Raw genomic sequence first — 18644 nt, 5'->3', positions numbered from 1 at the left:
GCAGCGCCGGAGTGCGCCCGGGCGGGAGCGCGATGCGCGGCGCGGGCCGTCCGCCCGGGCCGGGATGCGAAAGCATGGCCGTGGGGCCAAGGTGCCGGGTCGCGGATGGTGTGGACGTCGATCGGTGAGGGAGCGGGAGCATGGCGGAGGCGGGGGCGCGGGGTGCCGAGCGGCCGATCAGGGTGGTGCTCGTGGACGACCAGGAGTTGGTCAGGACCGGGTTCACCATGGTGCTGGACGCGCAGCCCGATATCGATGTGGTGGGGGAGGCCGGTGACGGTGGGGCGGCCTTGGCGCTGCTGGATGTGACGCGGGCCGATGTGGTGCTGATGGATGTGCGGATGCCGCGGATGGACGGGGTGGCGGCGACGCGGCGGATCTGCCAGGGCGGTGACTCCGGGCGCCCGGTTCCGAAGGTGATCATCTTGACCACCTTCGATCTGGACGAGTACGCCTTCGCGGCGCTGCGGGCCGGGGCGAGCGGTTTCCTGCTGAAGGACGTGCCGCCGGCCGAGCTGGTCACCGCGATCCACGCGGTGCACTCGGGCGACGCCGTTGTCGCGCCGAGCACGACCAAGCGGCTGCTGGACCGCTTCGTACCGCACCTCGACGCGCCGGAGCCGGAGGGGGCGGAACGGCTGGCCGAGTTGACGGCGCGCGAGCGCGAGGTGCTGGTACTGGTGGCGCGGGGGCTGTCCAATGGCGAGATCGCGGCGGAGCTGGTGGTGTCGGAGGCGACGGTCAAGACCCACGTGGGCCGGATCCTGGCCAAACTGGGGCTGCGCGACCGGGTGCAGGCGGTGGTGCTGGCCTATGAGACAGGTCTGGTGAAGTCCGGACATCGATAGTTACGTTCCGTGTCACTTTACTATCTCTTTGTAATTATCGCTGGTGGGGCGGGTTCGCCGTAGATTTCGCAGGGGTATCCAGCTTGTCGGGTGCACCCGGTGCACCCGAACTGTTCCGAGAAGCAGCAGAGATCCACTTCTGCCACACCGCCGCCGGCCCCCCAGCCGGCGGTGCGAAAGGGGAACCAGTGCTCAAGAAGGCCCTCGCCACCAGTGCTGTCGTGTTCGCCACCCTCGGATTCACCGTCGTCGGCGCCGGTGCCGCCAGCGCCGACCTTGAGACCACCGGACACGGTGGCATCCTCAGCGGCAACAACATCTCCATCCCGACCAACACCGCCGTGAACGTCTCCTGCAACTCCCTCGGCCTGTTCGGCGCGGCCGGCGCCTACTGCTCGGACTCCGACAGCAGCGCCACCGCCGTCCAGGTCATCGACTGACGCCGGTAGCCGGCGGCATATTCGCGCGGCGCCGGTCCCCTCGGGGGCCGGCGCCGCCCGCGTGTGCGGCCGGAGCCGCCGATGGCAGGATCCGAGGGGTGGCCGTCATTGCCGCCATCGCCGGCGCACCCGGATACTTGCGGCATGGAGGCGAAGGCCGCACCGCGCGACGTGGTCATCGTGGTGTACGACGGCATGCAGCTGCTCGACCTGGCCGGGCCGGTCGAGGTGCTGGACGGGGCCACGAACATGACCGGCGGCTACCGCGTCCGGATCGTCTCCCTCGGCGGACGCGAGGTCACCTCATCGTCGGGGGTCCGGGTCGGCGTGGACGGGGACCTCGCCGCGGTCGCCGAGCCGCCGCACACCCTGCTGGTGGTCGGCGGCCGGCGCTACACCGACGGCATCGGCGACGAGGAGCTGCTGGCGCAGCTGCGGCGGCTGGCCGCCGGGGCGCGTCGGGTGGCGTCGGTGTGCACCGGGGCCTTCCTGCTCGCCGCCGCCGGGCTGCTCGACGGGCGGCGCGCCACAACCCACTGGGCGTCCTGCGCGGACCTGGCCGCGCGCTATCCGAAGGTGACCGTGGAACCCGACGCGATCTTCGTCCGCGACGGTCCGACCGTCACCGCCGCCGGGGTCACCTCGGGCACCGACCTGGCCCTCGCCCTGGTCGAGGAGGACCACGGCGCCGAGGTGGCGCGCACGATCGGCCGCTGGCTGGTCGTCTACCTGCGCCGTCCCGGCGGCCAGTCCCAGTTCAGCGCGTGGACCCAGGTGCGCAGGACCGATGACGCCACCCTCGGCGCGCTGCTCGACCACATCGCCGCCAACCCCTCGGCCGACCTCTCGGTGCCCGCCATGGCGCGGCGCACCGCGCTCAGCGAGCGGCACTTCGCCCGCAAGTTCACCCGCGCGGTCGGCACCACGCCCGGCCGCTACGTCGAGCGCGCCCGGGTGGAGGCGGCCCGCGCGCTGCTGGAGTCCGGCGCGGACAGCGTCGAGGCGGTGGCGCGGCACTGCGGTTTCGGCGCCGCCGAGACGATGCGCCGCGCCTTCCTGCGCGAACTCGGCATCCCGCCCGGCGCCTACCGCGAACGCTTCCGCTCTGCGGAACAGCAGCACAGCCGCTCCGCGGAACAGCAGCACGGCCGCTCCGCGGAACAGCAGCCCCGCACCGCGGTGCCGTCGCACTGACGCCCCATCCCGCACGCCCCCGCAGCAGCGGCGGCCCGGCACCGCGCCGGCCCGCCGGCCATCCGACGCACGAGAGGACCACCGGCATGGACATCGCCTTCGCGCTCTACCGCGGAATGACCACCCTGGACTTCGCCGGGCCGCACGAGATGCTGGCCCACCACCCCGAGGTCACCGCGCACTACCTCGCGGCCGCCGCCGGACCGGTGCGCACGGACACCGGCCTGGAGGTCACCGCCACCGCCGCCTTCGGCGAGCTGCCCAGGCCGGACGTGATCGTGGTGCCCGGCTCCGGGGAGTACGAGCGGGTGCTGGACGACGAGAAGGAGCTGGTGGACTGGCTGGCCGCCGCGTACCCCTCGGCGACCTGGACCACCTCGGTGTGCACCGGCTCGACGCTGCTGGCCAAGGCGGGGATCCTGGCCGGCCGCCCGGCCACCACGCACTGGGCGGCCCGCGGCCTGCTCGAAGGGCTCGGCGCGCGGGTCAGCACCGAGCGGGTGGTGATCGACGGGGACGTCATCACGGCGGCCGGGGTGTCGGCCGGGCTGGACATGGGGCTCACCCTGGCGGCGCGGCTGTGGGGCGAGCGCACCGCCCGCGCCGTCCAGCTGCTGGTGGAGTACGCGCCGGAACCGCCGTACGACTCCGGCAGCCTGGAGGGCGTCGACCCGGAGGTGCTGGCGGAGCTGGGCCGGCTGACCGCGCGCTCCTGACCGCACCGCCGGCGGGCCGCCCTTAGTCGGTACCGGACTGCGACCACAGGCGGAGGCGGGCTCCCGCCGCCTCCGCCCATCGCCGCGCCGAGGACCGGCTCGCAGGGCGACGCCCCCGGCCGCCCCGCTCCCTAGCGTTTCCGGGTACCGGCGCAGATCCGGGCCGACCGGCCCGCCGCGCCCACGCACCGAGACCCTGGGAGAACCGTGGTGGACCTGCCGACCCGCACCGGACCGGACCCTGCCCCCGTCCGGCCGGCGCCCGACCCCGGGCCGAGCGCGGCGCCCGCCGTGTCGGCCCGCCGCCTGGTCAAGACCTACGGCAGCGGCGAAGCCGCCGTCCGGGCCCTGGACGGGGTGGACGTCGACTTCGCCGCCGGCGCCTTCACCGCCATCATGGGCCCGTCCGGCTCGGGCAAGAGCACGCTGATGCACTGCCTGGCCGGCCTGGACACCGTGACCTCCGGCTCGGTGCTGCTGGGCGGCACCGAACTGACCGGGCTGAGCGACAAGCGGCTGACCCGGCTGCGCCGCGACCGCGTCGGCTTCGTGTTCCAGTCCTTCAACCTGCTGCCGACCCTCACCGCCGAGCAGAACATCCTGCTGCCGCTGGACATCGCCGGGCGCCGGGTGGACCGCGCCCGCTTCGAGGGGGTCGTGGCGACCGTCGGTCTCGCCGACCGGCTGAGCCACCGGCCCGCGCAGCTGTCCGGCGGCCAGCAGCAGCGGGTGGCGGTGGCCCGGGCGCTGGTCGCCCGGCCCGAGGTGGTCTTCGCCGACGAGCCGACCGGCAACCTGGACTCGCGGTCGGGCGCCGAGGTGCTCGGCTTCCTGCGCGAGTCGGTGCGCACGCTCGGCCAGACCATCGTGATGGTGACGCACGATCCGGTGGCCGCCTCCTACGCCGACCGGGTGGTGTTCCTGCGCGACGGCGCCTTCGTGGACGAGCTGAGCGGCCCGACGGCGGAGTCCGTGCTGGACCGGCTGAAGCGGCTGGAGTCCTGACGATGCTGCGCACCACACTGGCCGGGCTGCGCGCGCACCGGCTGCGCCTGCTGCTGACCGGCCTGGCCATCACCCTCGGCGTCGCGTTCGTGTCCGGCACCTTCGTGCTGACCGACATGATGGGCGCCTCCGTCAGCCGGCAGCTGGCCGGCTCCGCCGACCGCTTCGACGTGATCGTGCTGCCCGGGGAGAGCGAGGAGGGCGCCGAGCGGACCGAGGACCCGGCCATCCCCGCCGATGTGCTGGCCGAGGTCGGCGCGGTGCCCGGGGTGGCGGCCGCCGCCGGGGAGATCGTCGCCCAGACGCCGCTGCTCGACGCCGACGGGCGCGCCATCGGCTTCATGCCGACCTACGGGGTCTCGCTGCCCGCCGACCCGGAGCTGCTGCGCTACCCGGTCGTGGAGGGCACGGTGCCCACCGCGGACGACGAGGTCGCCCTGGACACCGGCACCGCCGAGGACACCGGCTTCGCCGTCGGCGACCGGGTCGAGGTGCTGGACGCCGACCAGGAGCGGCACGGCTTCACCGTCACCGGCCTGATCGACCTCGGCGCCAACGCCATGGCCGCCATCGGCGGCGGCGTCGGCTTCGCGCCCGCGACCGCCGAGCGGATGGCGGGCGGCGGCGACTTCGCCGAGATCCACGTGCTGGGCGCCGGCGGCGACCCGGCCGAGCTGCGCGACGCCGTCGCGGCCGCGCTGGGCGGCGGCTACGAGGTGGTCACCGGGGCCGAGCGCGCCGCGGCGCTGGTGGAGGCGAGCGGCGGCGACAACCAGGTGCTCGCCATCGGGCTGCTGCTGTTCGCGCTGGTCGCGCTCTTCGTGGCCGGGCTGGTCATCTACAACACCTTCACCATCCTGGTCGCGCAGCGCACCCGCGAGCTGGCGCTGCTGCGCTGCGTCGGCGCGGAACGCGCCCAGGTCTTCGGCGCGGTGCTGCTGGAGGCGGCGGTGGTCGGCCTGCTCGCCTCGGCCGTGGGCGTGGCGGCCGGGATCGGGCTGGGTGCGGGCGGCTACGCCGCCCTGTCGGCCGTCCAGGGCGACACCCCGATCGCGCCGGTGATCGGCTGGCACACCGTGCTGGTCGGGCTGGTCGCGGGCACCGTCGTCACAGTGGTCGCCGCGCTGCTGCCCGCGCGCCGGGCCACCACGATCGCGCCGGTGGCGGCGCTGCGCTCGCAGCCGGAGACCGACGAGGGCCGCCGGGCCGGGGCGGTCCGGATCGGCCTGGCGGCGCTGTTCGCGGCGGGCGGCACCGCCCTCACCTGGTACGGGATCGTGCTGGGCACCGGCGGGACGCTGGAGCCGGGCATGCTGCTGGTGGCGGCGGGCGGGATCGTGTCCTTCCTCGGCGTGCTGGCCATCGGTCCGAACCTGGTGGCCGGACTGGTCCGGCTGCTCGGCTGGGCGCCCGCCCGGCTGCTGGGCGTGCCGACCCGGCTGGCGGTGGCCAACACCCGCCGCAACCCGCGCCGGGCCGCGACCACGACGGTGGCGCTGACCGTGGGCGTCACCCTGATCACCCTGTTCGCGGTGGTGACCGCTTCGCTGCGCGCCAGCTACGACCAGGCGCTGGAGGACCGGTACCCCGTCGACGTGCTGGCCCAGCCGCAGATGTCGGCCGAGGGGGCCATCCCGCGCGAGGTGGCGGCCGGGCTGCGCGCCGATCCTGCGGTGCGCTCGGTGGTCGAGGTGCGCAGCGCCGAGGCGCGGCTGGACGGCACCGAGCAGCGGGTCGCGGCGCTCGACGGGGCGGAGCTGGCCGATATCGCCACCGGGGCGGTCGCCGGCGATCCGGCCGGCCTGGGCCCCGGCACGGTGGCCGTGGCCGAGGACGTCGCGGCCGCCGAAGGGCTGTCCGTGGGCGACACCGTCGCCCTGGACGGCGGCGGCGGCACGGGCGAGCTGACCGTGGTGGCCGTGCTGGAGCCGATGGACCTGCCGGTGCCCGGCGTGGTGCTGGCCGGCACCGACTTCGACCGGTACTTCGGCGCCGACCACCCCGCCGAGAGGCTGCTGGTGTCGTCGGCCGACCGCGAGGACAGCTCCGCCGCCGAGGCGGCGGTGAGCGGCGCCCTGGCCGAGCTGCCCGCCATCCAGGTGCAGACCGTCGACGTGATGCGGCAGGAGATGACGGCCGCGCTCGACCAGCTGCTGCTGGTGATGGCGGGGCTGGTCGGGCTGGCGGTGGTGATCGCGCTGTTCGGTATCGCCAACACGCTGACCCTGTCGGTGGTGGAGCGCACCCGCGAGTCGGCCATGCTGCGGGCGCTCGGCCTCACCCGGGGGCAGCTGCGCCGGATGCTGCTGGTCGAGGCGGTGCTGATCTCGGTGATCGGCGCGCTGATCGGCGTGGTGCTGGGGGTCGTCTTCGGCTGGGCCGCCGTGGTGACCGCCTTCACCTCGACCATGAGCGGCGAGGTGCTGACGACGGTGCCCGCCGGGCAGATCGGCGTCTTCCTGGCGGTGGCGGCGCTGGCCGGGGTGCTCGCCTCGGTGCTGCCGGCCCGGCGGGCGGCCCGCGACTCGGTGGTGGCGGCGCTCGCCGGAGAGTGAGCACCGGTCGCGGCCCGGGCGGTCCCCGTCGTCATGCGGGGGCCGCCCGGGCCGAGCGACCTTTGGTGACAAATGGTGGCCTAACGGTGACTGTGTGTTTCTGTCGCCGGTGAACGGGGGATCCTCGTTGCGGCGCACTGGTCACAGCGCGCTCCCCGAGCGGCGGGACGGGTCCCCGCCGCGTCCACCACGAGCAGCTGGGGATCGCCTGATGGACACCCTGTCGACCGGCGGCGCCGGCGCCGTGCGGCGGCCGGCCGCCGCCGTGCGCACGGCCTTCGCGGTGACGGTGCGGCACAACTTCGAGACCGCGCACCGGCTGCCGCACCTGGCGGGCAAGTGCGTCAACCTGCACGGCCATTCCTGGTGGGCGGAGGTGACGGTCACCGCGCCCGGCCTGCTGGACGGCACGGTGGTGCGCTTCAGCGCCTTCAAGGCCGAACTGCGCGAGTGGATCGACCGCCACCTCGACCACGGCGCCATGCTCGGCGCGGCCGACCCGCTGGCCAAGCTGCTGCCCGACTGCGGCAGCAGGGTGTTCCGCTTCGGCGCCGCCGACCCCCTCCCGCACGAGCGGCCCGCCGCCGACCTGCCGTACCCCACCGTCGAGGCGGTGGCCGAGCTGCTGGCCCGCGTCTCCACCGGCCTGGTCGCCCGCCTCGACCGGGCGCCCGGCGCCCGGGTGACCCGGGTGCACATCACCGAGACGCACGTCAACGCGGCGGAGTGGCGCGAGGCGGGCGCGTGACCCTCGCGCACGAGGCCGCGCCCGCGGCGGTGCGGGCCCTGGCGCCGGGCGGCGGTGCCGAGCCGCCGGCCGAGGCGGTCGCGCACGCCGAGGCGATGCTCTCCCTGCTGGGGATCGCCTGCGACACCGAGTCGACCCGGGACACGCCGCGGCGCTTCGTGCGGGCGCTGGCCGAGCTGACCCGGGGGACGCGGCTGGACCCCGGCCGGCACCTGCGGGTGCGCTTCCCGCCGGAGTCGGCCTGCCAGGGCGTCATCGCCGCCGTCGACGTGCCCTTCGTGGCGGTCTGCGAACACCACCTGCTGCCCTTCCCCGGCCGCGCCGCCGTCGCCTACCTGCCCGCGCCGGGGGCGCGGATCGTGGGCCTGTCCAAGCTGGCGCGGCTGCTCCAGGAGTACGCGGCCAGGCCGCAGGTGCAGGAGCGGCTGGGCGAGCAGGTCGTGGCGGCGCTCACCGCGGAGCTGGACACCCGGGGCGCCGCCTGCCTGATCCGGGCCGAGCACGCCTGCATGACGCTGCGCGGCGCGCAGGCGCACGGTGCGGCGATGGTCACCACGCACCTGGCGGGGGAGTTCGGCACCGACGCCGCGCTGCGCGCACAGGTGCTGGCGCTCGCCCCGAGGCCCCCGGCGCGCTGACCCCCGTCCGCCGTCCGGGCGGGGGAAAGGCGGTTGGCGAATAAAGTACGGCCATTCTCCAGGCGATCAAGAGAGTCCGGCCGGCGCACGCCTCGGCGGGCGTTTTCCTGTTCCGTGCGGATCGTGCGCTAAACGTGTGCCGCATACCATTTTGGATTCCGCCGCTAATGGACCGGGGTCGTCGTGGTCCGCTCAGTGGATCCGCAGGTGGGAAGCTGTTTCGCGGTGTGCGTCCGGGGTGTCTGCGATGTCCGGCTCCGGACACCCGGCATAAAGTGCCATGGCGTATAATAAGGACGTATTGACCCCCTGGCGCGCCGTTGAACGAACCGATCGCCGTCCGTGAAATTCGGCTGGCACGCCGCACATTTTTTGGAGGGTCCGCTATGGCCATTCCGAGGTGCGCCGCGGGCCCGTCCGGCCATCGCGGAACCGGCCGCCGCCGTGGACCGGGCCGCGGCGCGTTCGCGTATCCGGCGGCCGCGCCCCGCCCGTGCCCACCACCCGCGTCCGCGCAGGAAGGACCGCATATGGCCGCTGCCCGCACCGAGACGACGAGCGTCCACCCCGATCTGCCCGACCTCTCGCGCCACTCGCTGCGCGAGCTCGCCGAACTGCCCGACGAGACCCTGCTCGGCTCGCTGGTCCGGCTGCTCGACCCCGACGGCGGCACCGCAAACCGGCGCTGGGCGGCCGACCGGGAGCCGGCGTGCCGATGAACGGCCTCCCCGGCCCGGCCCGGCCGGTCACCCTGGTCCGCAACGACCTCCTCGCCCTCGGCCGGGGCGTCCCCGCGCGCCGCACGCTGCGTGTGCTGCGCACCGGCGCGCTCAGCAGGCAGCTGGCAATGCTCGAACTGCTGCGCCGCGGCGCGGCCGACCCGGAGGCGGCCGCCGCCTGGCGCGCCGTCGCCGACGCCCAGGAGCGCGAGCCGGTCCGGCTGGCCCAACTGCTCGCCTCGGCCCGCACCGGCGCCTGGGCCGCCGACACCATCGCCGCCCTGCGCGCCGGCGGCGACCGCGTCGACCTCTCCCACCTGCACGACCTCGGCCGAGGCCGCGAGCACGGCACCGTCCTGCGGCTCGCCGCCGCAGGGCTGCGCTGGGAGCCCGCCCTGGACCCCGGCGAGCCGCTGCGCCGCCACCTCGGCGCCCACCACCGCCCCGACGACGGCGAGCCCTCCCGCTGGGAGCGGCCGCTGGCCGCGGCCTGGCGGCTGCTGGCCGCCCGCCACCGCGACGCCGCCCGCACCCTGGCCGGGCTGCCGATCGTGCTGGTCCCCGTCGCCGCCCCCGCGCACGGCCCGGAGCCGACCGCCACGTCGAGCTGGGCCTTCGGCGCCGTCGCGCTCTCGCCCCCCGACCCCGACCGCCCGGCCGCGGCCGCCCTCGCCCTGGTCCGCGCCGTCCAGCACGTCCTGCTCGGCGCCGCCGAGGACGTCACCGCGCTCGTGTCGCCCGGCGCCCCGCCCGCGCCCGCCGCCGACGCGCTGCGCCACGGCTACGCCGACGCCGCCGTCGCCGGCTTCTGGCGCATCGAGCGCCTGTACGGCCCGCCCGACCAGCGCGCGGCCGCCGCCGACGCCTTCGCCCGGCACCGCGCCTCGGCGGCGGCCGCCCTGTCCGCCGCCCTGTCCGGCGACGCCCTCACCCCCGCGGGCCGCCTCGTCGCCGAGACGGCCCGCGCCCGGATCGCCCCGTGGCTGGCCGAAGCGCCGGGGCCGCCCGGCCCCCGGGCCTCCGGCCGCTGCGACGCGCAGGCCCGGTAAGGCGGCGCCGCCGCCGACCCTGGCCGCCGGTTCCGTCAGGCGTGCAGGGTGCCCTCGGTGACGGTGACCGCGGTACCGCCGATCAGGACGCGGCCGGGGGAGTCGGCCGGCAGGCGCAGGGCAAGGTGGCCGCCGCGCCGTGAGCACTGGTGGGCGGCGAAGGCGTCGGCGCCCAGGCGCGGCGCCCAGTACGGGGCGAGCGCCGTCTGGGCGCTCCCGGTGACGGGATCCTCGGGGATGCCGACATTGGGTGCGAAGACGCGGCACACGTAGGCGTAGGGGCGGCCGGGGTCGGCGGCGGCGGTGACGATCACGCCCCGGTCCGGCAGCGCCGCGAGCCGCGCCATGTCGGGGGCGAGGGCGCGCACTTCCGCCTCGGTGCGGTACTCGACCAGGAAGTCGCCGACGGCGCTGTGGCCGGTCCAGACGGGGGCGCCGCCCAGCGCCGCGGCCAGCGCGGGCTCCTCGACCGGCCTGGGCGGGTTGGCCGGGAAGTCCAGCCACAGCCGCCCGTCCTCGGCCGCGACGGTCAGCACGCCGCTGCGGGTGCGGAAGCGCACCGGGCCCGGCACGCCGTCCTCGGCCAGGGCGTGCGCGGTGGCGAGGGTGGCGTGGCCGCACAGGTCGACCTCGGCGGCCGGGGTGAACCAGCGCAGGCTGTAGTCGGCGCCGGGATCGCCGTCCAGCGGCACCGCGAAGGCGGTCTCGGAGAGGTTGAACTCCGCGGCGACCCGCTGCGCCCAGCCGTCGTCGCAGGGCTCGGCCAGGACGAGCACGGCGGCGGGGTTGCCCTGGAAGGGGCGGTCGGTGAAGGCGTCGATCACACGGAAGCGCGGCATGGCGGCCAGCCTAGCCACGGGCTCCGCACCGGCCGCCACCGGCCGCCGCGGCCCGGCCGGGCCCGCGTCCACCGGTACGGATTGGCCGGATCCGGCCGCGCCGCGGTCCGCTGCGCACCTCGGGCAGGTCGTCGCGCACCAGGCGGTGGCCGTTGTCCGGCCGAGTGCCGAGATGTCCGGAGAGGCCGTGGAGAACTTCCGTCACTCTGGTTCACTTGTGCCGTGAATTCGCGCGCCGACATGCCGATCTGACGAGGGCTTCGCATGCACAAGATCATTTTCCCTGCCGCCGGGAATGCGGCCCGCCCGACCGGCGGAAAGGGCGGAGCGTCCGATGAGCGATAACGCCGCATGCCCGTTCCCGCACGGCGGCGAGGCGGTCCGCCCGGTGCCCTTCAAGGAGCCGCTGCCGCTGCACGACCCCTTCTTCCAGTTCGCCACCCCGGAGCTGTGGCAGCGGCTGCGCGATGAGTTCGGCAATGTGGTGCGGGTGGAGCTCGAACCCGCCGCCGAGCCGGGCCAGGAGCCCATCACCGCCTGGCTGCTGCTGGGCTACCAGGAGAATCTCCGAGCCCTGTCCGATCCGGTGAACTACACCAAGGACTCGCGGCTGTGGCCGGTTCTCAGCTCCGGACGGCTGAAGCCGGACTCGCCGCTCTACCCCTTCGCACAATGGCAGTCGAACGCATTCTTCGTCGACGGTGCGGAACACGAGCGTTTCCGGGCGCCGATCGTGGAGGCCATCGCCCGATTCCGTTCTGATCAGCTGGCGCGAGATGTGCGTTCGGTCGCCGACCGCCTGATCGACGAATTCATCGAACAGGGAAGCGCGGACCTGGTCACCGAATACGCGCAATGGGTACCGTTGGTCTCGCTGGCGCGCATGTTCGGACTGGACGACGCCGATACCGTCGAGCTCTGCGAGGCGATGAACGACCTGTGGCAGATGAACGAGAAGTCGGTCCCCGCGCAGCGGTGGCTGTTCGAACGCCTGCTCGCGCTCGCCCGGCTCAAGCGGGTGAACCCGGGCCCCGACTTCCCGTCGTGGATGTGCGCCCATCCCGCCGGGCTGACCGACGAAGAGGTGCGCGACCAGCTGATGCTGCTGATCGCCGCGGGCCACGAGTCCTCCAAGAACGTCATCGCCAACACCGTGCACATGCTGCTCACCCGGGCCGAGTTCCGGCACGCGCTCGCCTCCTCGGCCACCCTGGTCGCCGACACCCTCGACCGCAGCCTGTGGGTGAGCCCGCCGCTGAACGTGCTGCTGTCGCGGTACGCCACCGGTGACGTCCTGCTCGGCGGCCGCCAGGTCAGGAGGGGCGACGCCATCCTGATCGGCTTCACCCCGGCCCACTCCGACCCCGTCCTCTTCGACGGCGAGGGCGGCAGCCCCTACACCGCCACCGAGGTCAGCCGGGCGCACCTGCTGTTCGGCGTCGGCCCGCACAAGTGCCCGGCCGTCGACATCGCCAGGCACATGGCCACCACCGCCGTCTCCCGGCTGGTGGAGCGGGTGCACGACCTGCGGCTGGCCGTCCCCGACGACGAACTGCCGCGCCAGACCTCGCCGTGGCTGGCCGGGTTCACCGCGCTGCCGGTCGAGTTCACCCCGATGAGCCGCCTCGGCGAGCCCGAGCCCCGCGCCGCCGTCCCCGACGACACGCCCCCGCCCACCTCCACCGGGTCCTTCCGCCGCCCGACCGCGTCCGAACTCGACCCGTCCCAGGCCCTGCTTCCCACGTCCCTGTCCCCTGCACCGAACGGAGCTCCATGGAGCCGATCGTCATCGACCCCACCGCCCGCAGCATCCACGCCCAAGCAGCCCGGCTCCGCGAGGCCGGGCCTGTGGTCCCGGTTGAGCTCCCTGGGTCGCTGGTTGTCACGGCGGTGACCCGCGACGCGGAGCTGCGCCGGATCCTGACCGACCCCCGCTTCTCCCACGACGCGCACAACTGGCCCGGGCTGGAGGAGCTGCCCGCCGACCACCCGGTCCGCGGCTTCGTCGACTACTACGAGAACATGCTGTACAAGGACGGCCTGGACCACCGCAGGCTGCGCGGCCTCGTCTCCCAGGCGTTCACCCCGCGCCGGGTCGAGCGGCTGCGCCCCCGGGTCCAGCAGGTCACCGCCGAACTGCTCGACGGCCTCGACGCCCTGGGCGGCCGGGCCGACCTCAAGGAGCACTACGCCTTCGCGCTCACCATCCGGGTGATCTGCGACCTGCTCGGTGTGCCCGAGGCGGCCCAGCCCGGTGTGCAGCACCTCGTCCACCAGGCGTTCTCGGCGCAGCCCGAGGACGTCGACACGCTGCGCGAGCGCACCATGCAGGCCTTCTCCGACCTGGTCACCGCCAAGCGCGCCCAGCCGGGCGACGACCTCACCACCGCGCTGATCGAGGCGAGCGACCACGGCGACCGCCTCAGCCAGGCCGAGCTGACCGACACCGTGGCGCTGTTCGTCTCCGCCGGCTTCGAGACGACGATGGGCGCCATCCTCAACGGCGTCCGCGCCCTGCTGGACCATCCCGACCAGCTGGCGCTGGCCGTCTCCGGCGAGGTCGCCTGGGAGGCCGTCACCGAGGAGGTGCTGCGGTACGACACCTCCGTGCCGTACTTCGGCTTCCGCTGGCCGACGGAGCCGGTGGAGCTGGCCGGGCACACCATCCCGGCCGGGGAGCCGGTGCTGCTCGCCTTCGCCGCCGCCAACCACGACCCCGCGCAGCACGGCGAGCGCGCCGACGTCTTCGACATCACCCGCACCCAGTCCCGGCACATGGCCTTCGGCCACGGCCCGCACATGTGCCTGGGCGCCCCGCTGGCGCGGCTGGAGCTGAACACGGCGCTGCCCGCGCTGTTCGAGCGCTTCCCCGACATCGCGCTCAGCGGTGAGCCGATCGTGCCCACCCCGTCCATCATCACCAGCAACCCGCAGCGGCTGACCGTCACCTACACCCCACGCGCGGGCGCCGAGCCCGCCGCGGAGACCGCCCCGGCGGGCTGACGCGCACCTCCGACGGCGGCCGGCCCCCGCCCCGCACGGGGAAGGGGCCGGCCGCCGCCGCGCGTCCGCCGGCTACCCGGCGGCGGTCGCGTTGGCGGCCGCGCGACGGGCCGGGCCGCGCCGGCCGCGGCTCCGCTGGATCCACAGCTCGACCACGATCAGGACGGTCACCCAGCTCAGCCAGGAGCTGGCGGAGGCGGCCTGCTGGATCATCAGCGCCTCCTGGCCGCCGAAGGTGGTCTCCAGCTGCGGCATCAGCACCATGACGCAGACGAAGGCCCACGGCCGGTTCAGCACGATCGCCCACAGCAGCGCGAAGCTGCGCAGCATCCACTCGCGGTGGTCGGCGTAGCGGCGCGCCCGCGCCATCCGGTAGCCGGCGACGGTGGTGCCCAGCCAGAGCAGCGCCCACAGCGTGTTGCTGACCTGCGTGCTGAAGCCGGTGTGGCTGAGCGGCGCGATGACCAGGCCGGGCAGGCCCATCAACGGCACCCCGGCGAACACGTAGACCCGCCCGCTCCAGCGGTGCACCGCCGGGTGGTGCCGCCGCACCCACGGCGAGACCTGCGCGCAGGTGATCAGCAGCATGACGGCGCCCGCCATGATGTGGGCGACCATGAGCGGATAGTGCGGCGGGAAGTCCTCCCGGATCGGGAAACGCGCCTGCTCGGGGTCGAAGGTGGCGTACGGCGGCAGCGTGAACGCCAGGAACGCGACGCAGACCATGGCCAGCGGGACCAGCCACACCAGCTGCCTGCGCGCCTGCCGCCTGGCGCGGTCCGCGCGGCCGCCGCCCGGCCGCTCCGCCGGCGCCCCCGCGTCCGGCGGTGCCGCGGACCCGGGCTCGGGTCCTCCGATGGTCGTGGTCACGGTGCTCCCCCGTCTGTTCCGTACTCGCGACGCCGTCGCAGCGGGAGGCCCCGTGCTTCCCGCGCCGCCAGTCTCCGGCGCGGCCGCGGTGCCGCGCTTAGGTAGAACCGACTGCATCCGCGGCGGCGTGCGCCGTAATGTCGGGCCTGTGATGTTCGGGCGCGCCGCCGAGACGCGGGCCGTGGGCGAGCTGCTGGCCGCCGCGTGCGAGGGCGCCGGCGGTGTGCTGGTGCTGCGCGGCGAGGCCGGCATCGGCAAGAGCGCGCTGCTGCGCCACGCGGCCGGACTCGCCGCCGAGCCGGGCCGCGACGGCGCGCCGATGCGGGTGCTGTCGTGCGCCGGAGTGGAGTCGGAGGTCGAGTACGCCTTCAGCGGCCTGCTCCAGCTGCTGCGCCCGGTGCTCGGCCACCTCGGCGAGCTGCCCGCTGTGCAGGCCGAGGCGCTGCGCGGCGCGCTGGGGCTCGGCCCCGGCACCGCCTCGGACTTCCTGGTGGCCGCCGCGGTGCTCGGCCTGCTCGGCGCGGCCGCCGCCGAGCGGCCGCTGCTGGTGCTGGTCGACGACCTCCAGTGGCTGGACCGGGCGTCGGCCGCCGCGCTGCTCTTCGCGGCCCGGCGGCTGCCCACCGAGCCCGTCGCGGTGCTGCTGGCCGTGCGCGAGCCGGCCGCGGCGGCCGTGGACACCTCCGACCTGCCCGCCCGCCGCCTGGAGGGGCTGGACGCCGCGGACGCGGCGCGGCTCCTCGCCGAGGCGGGCTGGACCGCGGCGCCGCCGCTGCGCGAGGCCGTGCTGGCCGCGAGCGGCGGCAACCCGCTCGCCCTGATCGAGCTGGCCGGGCTCGGCGGCTCCGGCGGCCTCGCCGAACTGCCGCTCACCGGCACCCTGCCGGTCGGCGACCGGGTGCGCACCGCCTTCGCCCGGCGGGCCCGCGCCCTGCCGCCCGACAGCCGCGAGCTGCTGCTGGTGGCGGCGGCCGAGGAGACCGGCCGCACCGCCACCGTGACCGGCGCGGCCGCGCGGCTCGGGCTGCCGCCCGGCGCCCTGGAACCGGCCGAGCGGTCCGGGCTGGTGGAGCTGGCAGGCCCGGAGCTGCGCTTCCGGCACCCGCTGGTGCGCTCCGCCGTCTACGCCGACGCGCCCGCCGACCGGCGCAGGGCCGCGCACCTGGCGGTGGCCGGGCAGCTGGCCGCGGACGGAGCGGGCGACCGCGCCGCCTGGCACCGGGCGCTCGCCGCCACCGCCCCGGACGAGGCGCTGGCCGAGGAGCTGGAGCGCGGCGCGGAGACGGCCAGGCGCCGGGGCGGGGAGGCGGCCGCCGCCTCGGTGCTGCGGCGGGCCGCCGCGCTGAGCACCACCGCCGAGGGGCGGCGGCGCCGCACCGTGGCGGCCGCCTTCGTCGCGCTGGAATCCGGCCAGCCCGACCTGGCCAGGACCCTGGTCGGGGAGGTGATGGCCGAGCCGGTCCCGGCCGTGACGCTGGCGCAGCTCACCGGCACGGTCGAGATGTACAGCGGCGATCCTGCGGTCGCGGCCGCCTCCCTGATCCGCTGCGGCGAGCTGATGGCCGACGACGACCCCGAAGAGGCGGCGTGGACCTTCATGCTGGCGGCGGGCGCGGCCTTCCAATCCGGCGACCTGCGGCGCACCGACTGGGCGGTGCGCCGCATCGCCGGACTCGACTGCTCGCCGGCCACCCGCACGGCCGGCCTGGGCATGGCGGGAGCGCTCGAAGGGCGGGTGAGCGGCGCCGAGCTGTGGGAGCTGCCCGCGGCGCTGGCAGCCAGCCAGACCGAGACCGGCGGGCGCCCGTGGATGTGGGCGGCGATCATCGGCTGGCTCGGCCCGGACCAGCGGCTGGCGGCGCGGCTGGCCGAGGCGGCCGGGCAGGTGCTGCGCGCCACCGGGGCGCGGGCCTCCCTCACCGAGCTGCTGTACTACCAGGCCGACATCGAGTTCCGGCTCGGCCGCTGGCCCGAGGGGCTCAGGCACGCCGAGGAGGGGCTGCACTTCTCCCGGGAGACCGGCCAGCGGGGCTGGACCGCGTCACTGCTGGCCCTGCTGGCCAGGTACGCCGCCGTGCGCGGCGCGGCAGCGCAGTGCAGGGCGTGCGCCGACGACGCCCTGGCGCTGGCCGTGCCGATGCGGCACCGGCTCGCCGCCGCGGTCGCCGCCTCGTCCCTGGGCCTGCTCGCGCTCGGCGAGGGCGACCCGGAGGCGGCCTTCGCCGCGCTGACCGGTCCGCACTTCGGCGGCGCCCCGCTCGGCCTGGCGCACGTCCCCACCGGGATGGTGCCCGACCTGGTCGAGGCGGCCATGCGCACCGGGCGCGCCGACACCGCCCGCGAGGTGGTGGACGACTACGCCGCCTGGGTCGAGGCGGGCACGGGGCCGCTGCAGCGCGCCCTGCTCGACCAGTGCCGCGCGCTGGCGGCCGACGACGGCAGCGCGGAGGAGTTCCACCGGGCCGCCGTGGCCGGGGCCGATGCCCAGCAGCGCCCGTTCGCCGCGGCGCGGGCGGCGCTGCGCTACGGGGAGTGGCTGCGCCGCGCCCGGCGCCCCGCCGAGGCGCGCGAGCCGCTGCGCAGCGCCTTCACGGTCCTCGACCGGCTCGGCGCCGAGCCCTGGGCCCGCCGGGCCCGGCTCGAACTGGCGGCGGCGGGCGGCACGGCGCACCGGCTCGACCCGGCCGCGCGGCTCAGCCCGCAGGAGCGGGCGGTGGCCCGGCTGGCCGCCGCCGGATACAGCAATCGCGAGATCGCCGAACGGCTCTACCTGAGCCCGAGGACGGTCGGCTCGCACCTGTACCGGATGTTTCCGAAGCTCGGCATCGGCACCCGCTCGCAGCTGCGCGAGCTTGATCTGGACTGACGCGCCCGGGGCGGGTCCGGCCGTCGATTCGGTGGGCGCGGGCGACGCAGGGGAAACAATGAATGCAATTCGCTCGGGAAGTTCAATTCCGCCTCACCCGCATCTTCCGCCCCGATAGTATTCCGGGGATATGTGCGTTTCCTCCGGGAATACGTCGGGAATTAAACGGGTGGGTAACCGCAGAGAAGTTGCTGGTGCTCAAGCAGTTGGTGAACATTTTCAACCTACTGCTGAGACTACCAGTAAATAACGTCGCCGGCGCGCCCAAAAAAACTGAACCGATATCCCGTCATTTCAGCATGCCCGCGGACAGGTCCCTCCCGAAGCGGTGCGTGACGACCGCGAAGGGGGACATATGGACGAAAGCGGGCTCAGTGGCAGGATCGCCCTGGTCACCGGCGCCGCCCAGGGCATCGGCCGTGCCGTCGCCCTGGCGCTGGCGGCCGAGGGCGCCGCGGTGGCGGCGCTCGACCGGGACCACCGAGGGCTGGCCTCGACCGTCGCCCAGCTGCGCGCCTCGGGCCGCGACGCCCGCGCCTTCCCCGCCGACGTGACCGACCGGGCCGCGGTCGACGCGGCCGTCGACCGGATCGAGGACGAGCTGGGCCCGGTCCGGCTGGCCGTCAACGTCGCCGGAGTGTTACGCACCGGGCCGGTGGTGGACTGCTCCGACGACGACTGGGCCGCCGTCTTCGGCGTCAACGCGACCGGGGTCTTCCACGTGAGCCGCGCGGTGGCGCGGCGGATGGTGGGCCGGCGCAGCGGCTCGATCATCACGGTCGCCTCCAACGCCGCCGGCATCCCGCGCGCCGGCATGGCCGCCTACAGCGCCTCCAAGGCGGCGGCGGTGCTGTTCACCAAGTCCCTCGGTCTGGAGCTCGCCGGGTACGGCATCCGCTGCAACGTCGTCTCGCCCGGTTCCACCGACACCCCGATGCAGCGCGCCATGTGGGCCACCTCCGGCGGCGGTGCCGCCGCCGCGGTGGCCGGCGACCCCCGGCGGTTCCGCACCGGGATCCCGCTCGGGCGGCTCGCCGGTCCCGGCGATGTCGCCGCCGCCGTCGTCTTCCTCGCCTCCGACGCCGCCCGGCACATCACCATGCACGACCTGTACGTGGACGGGGGCGCCACCATGCGCTGACCCCGGCGCCGGC

Annotated in this window: 16 protein-coding genes; 14 read left to right on the top strand and 2 right to left on the bottom strand. The window is 75.4% G+C overall.

Annotated features, from left to right (window positions below; genetic code table 11):
* The first annotated feature begins 140 nt into the window (after nt 1-140).
* From CLV72_RS17835 to CLV72_RS17790, 10 genes are all read left to right on the top strand, one after another.
* Nucleotides 141-848, top strand: coding sequence for a response regulator (locus CLV72_RS17835; RefSeq protein WP_106247538.1), 708 nt, complete (start codon nt 141-143; stop codon nt 846-848).
* 188 nt (nt 849-1036) lie between these two features.
* The gene (locus CLV72_RS32275; RefSeq protein ID WP_170141016.1) at nt 1037-1288 is read left to right on the top strand and encodes a chaplin family protein; all 252 of its coding nucleotides are present in this window, start codon (nt 1037-1039) and stop codon (nt 1286-1288) included.
* Between the two features lie 144 nt (nt 1289-1432).
* On the top strand, nt 1433-2482 hold the full coding sequence (locus CLV72_RS17825) for a GlxA family transcriptional regulator (RefSeq protein ID WP_106247533.1): 1050 nt from the start codon (nt 1433-1435) through the stop codon (nt 2480-2482).
* A gap of 86 nt (nt 2483-2568) precedes the next feature.
* A complete protein-coding gene (locus tag CLV72_RS17820; protein ID WP_106247530.1) occupies nt 2569-3198 on the top strand; it encodes a DJ-1/PfpI family protein in 630 nt (209 codons plus the stop codon).
* Between the two features lie 216 nt (nt 3199-3414).
* Nucleotides 3415-4203 carry an ABC transporter ATP-binding protein gene (locus CLV72_RS17815; protein ID WP_106248408.1) on the top strand — a complete coding sequence of 263 codons (789 nt, stop codon included), beginning with the start codon at nt 3415-3417 and terminating at the stop codon, nt 4201-4203.
* Between the two features lie 2 nt (nt 4204-4205).
* Complete coding sequence (locus CLV72_RS17810) at nt 4206-6758, top strand: ABC transporter permease (RefSeq protein ID WP_106247527.1); 2553 nt, start codon at nt 4206-4208, stop codon at nt 6756-6758.
* Nucleotides 6759-6969: 211 nt separating this feature from the next.
* Nucleotides 6970-7506 carry a 6-pyruvoyl trahydropterin synthase family protein gene (locus tag CLV72_RS17805; protein WP_106247525.1) on the top strand — a complete coding sequence of 179 codons (537 nt, stop codon included), beginning with the start codon at nt 6970-6972 and terminating at the stop codon, nt 7504-7506.
* The gene (gene folE, locus CLV72_RS17800) at nt 7503-8144 is read left to right on the top strand and encodes a GTP cyclohydrolase I (protein WP_245930283.1); all 642 of its coding nucleotides are present in this window, start codon (nt 7503-7505) and stop codon (nt 8142-8144) included. The genes CLV72_RS17805 and folE overlap by 4 nt, the downstream gene beginning before the upstream one ends.
* Nucleotides 8145-8674: 530 nt before the next feature.
* Nucleotides 8675-8863, top strand: coding sequence for a hypothetical protein (locus tag CLV72_RS17795; protein ID WP_106247523.1), 189 nt, complete (start codon nt 8675-8677; stop codon nt 8861-8863).
* Nucleotides 8860-9912 carry an aKG-HExxH-type peptide beta-hydroxylase gene (locus tag CLV72_RS17790; protein WP_106247521.1) on the top strand — a complete coding sequence of 351 codons (1053 nt, stop codon included), beginning with the start codon at nt 8860-8862 and terminating at the stop codon, nt 9910-9912. Before CLV72_RS17795 ends, CLV72_RS17790 begins: the two co-directional genes overlap by 4 nt.
* A 35-nt stretch (nt 9913-9947) precedes the next feature.
* Here the strand turns inward: CLV72_RS17790 and CLV72_RS17785 are convergent, their stop codons facing one another.
* Nucleotides 9948-10751 carry a PhzF family phenazine biosynthesis protein gene (locus tag CLV72_RS17785; protein ID WP_106248406.1) on the bottom strand — a complete coding sequence of 268 codons (804 nt, stop codon included), beginning with the start codon at nt 10749-10751 and terminating at the stop codon, nt 9948-9950.
* Between the two features lie 334 nt (nt 10752-11085).
* On the opposite strand from CLV72_RS17785, the gene CLV72_RS17780 reads away from it, so the two are divergent.
* Both CLV72_RS17780 and CLV72_RS17775 read left to right on the top strand, forming a co-directional pair.
* Nucleotides 11086-12645: a cytochrome P450 family protein gene (locus tag CLV72_RS17780; protein WP_106247519.1), complete on the top strand. Its 1560-nt coding sequence runs from the start codon at nt 11086-11088 to the stop codon at nt 12643-12645.
* Entirely contained in the window at nt 12642-13754 is a 1113-nt protein-coding gene (locus CLV72_RS17775) for a cytochrome P450 family protein (RefSeq protein ID WP_106247516.1), read from the top strand. Before CLV72_RS17780 ends, CLV72_RS17775 begins: the two co-directional genes overlap by 4 nt.
* A 72-nt stretch (nt 13755-13826) precedes the next feature.
* Here CLV72_RS17775 and CLV72_RS17770 read toward each other — a convergent pair whose 3' ends face one another.
* Complete coding sequence (locus CLV72_RS17770; protein WP_245930282.1) at nt 13827-14624, bottom strand: DUF2306 domain-containing protein; 798 nt, start codon at nt 14622-14624, stop codon at nt 13827-13829.
* A 151-nt stretch (nt 14625-14775) separates the two neighbouring features.
* Between CLV72_RS17770 and CLV72_RS17765 the strand changes: the two genes are divergently transcribed.
* Both CLV72_RS17765 and CLV72_RS17760 read left to right on the top strand, forming a co-directional pair.
* The gene (locus CLV72_RS17765) at nt 14776-17490 is read left to right on the top strand and encodes a helix-turn-helix transcriptional regulator (RefSeq protein ID WP_245930314.1); all 2715 of its coding nucleotides are present in this window, start codon (nt 14776-14778) and stop codon (nt 17488-17490) included.
* Between the two features lie 355 nt (nt 17491-17845).
* Nucleotides 17846-18631 (top strand): 2,3-dihydro-2,3-dihydroxybenzoate dehydrogenase, encoded by a 786-nt coding sequence (locus CLV72_RS17760; protein ID WP_106247510.1) that lies wholly within the window; start codon nt 17846-17848, stop codon nt 18629-18631.
* Nucleotides 18632-18644: the final 13 nt, after the last annotated feature.

The organism is Allonocardiopsis opalescens (assembly GCF_003002095.1).
Lineage (GTDB): Bacteria > Actinomycetota > Actinomycetes > Streptosporangiales > Streptosporangiaceae > Allonocardiopsis > Allonocardiopsis opalescens.
The sequence above is the reverse complement of the archived record's forward strand: the minus strand, read 5'-3'. Positions and strand labels throughout refer to the sequence as shown.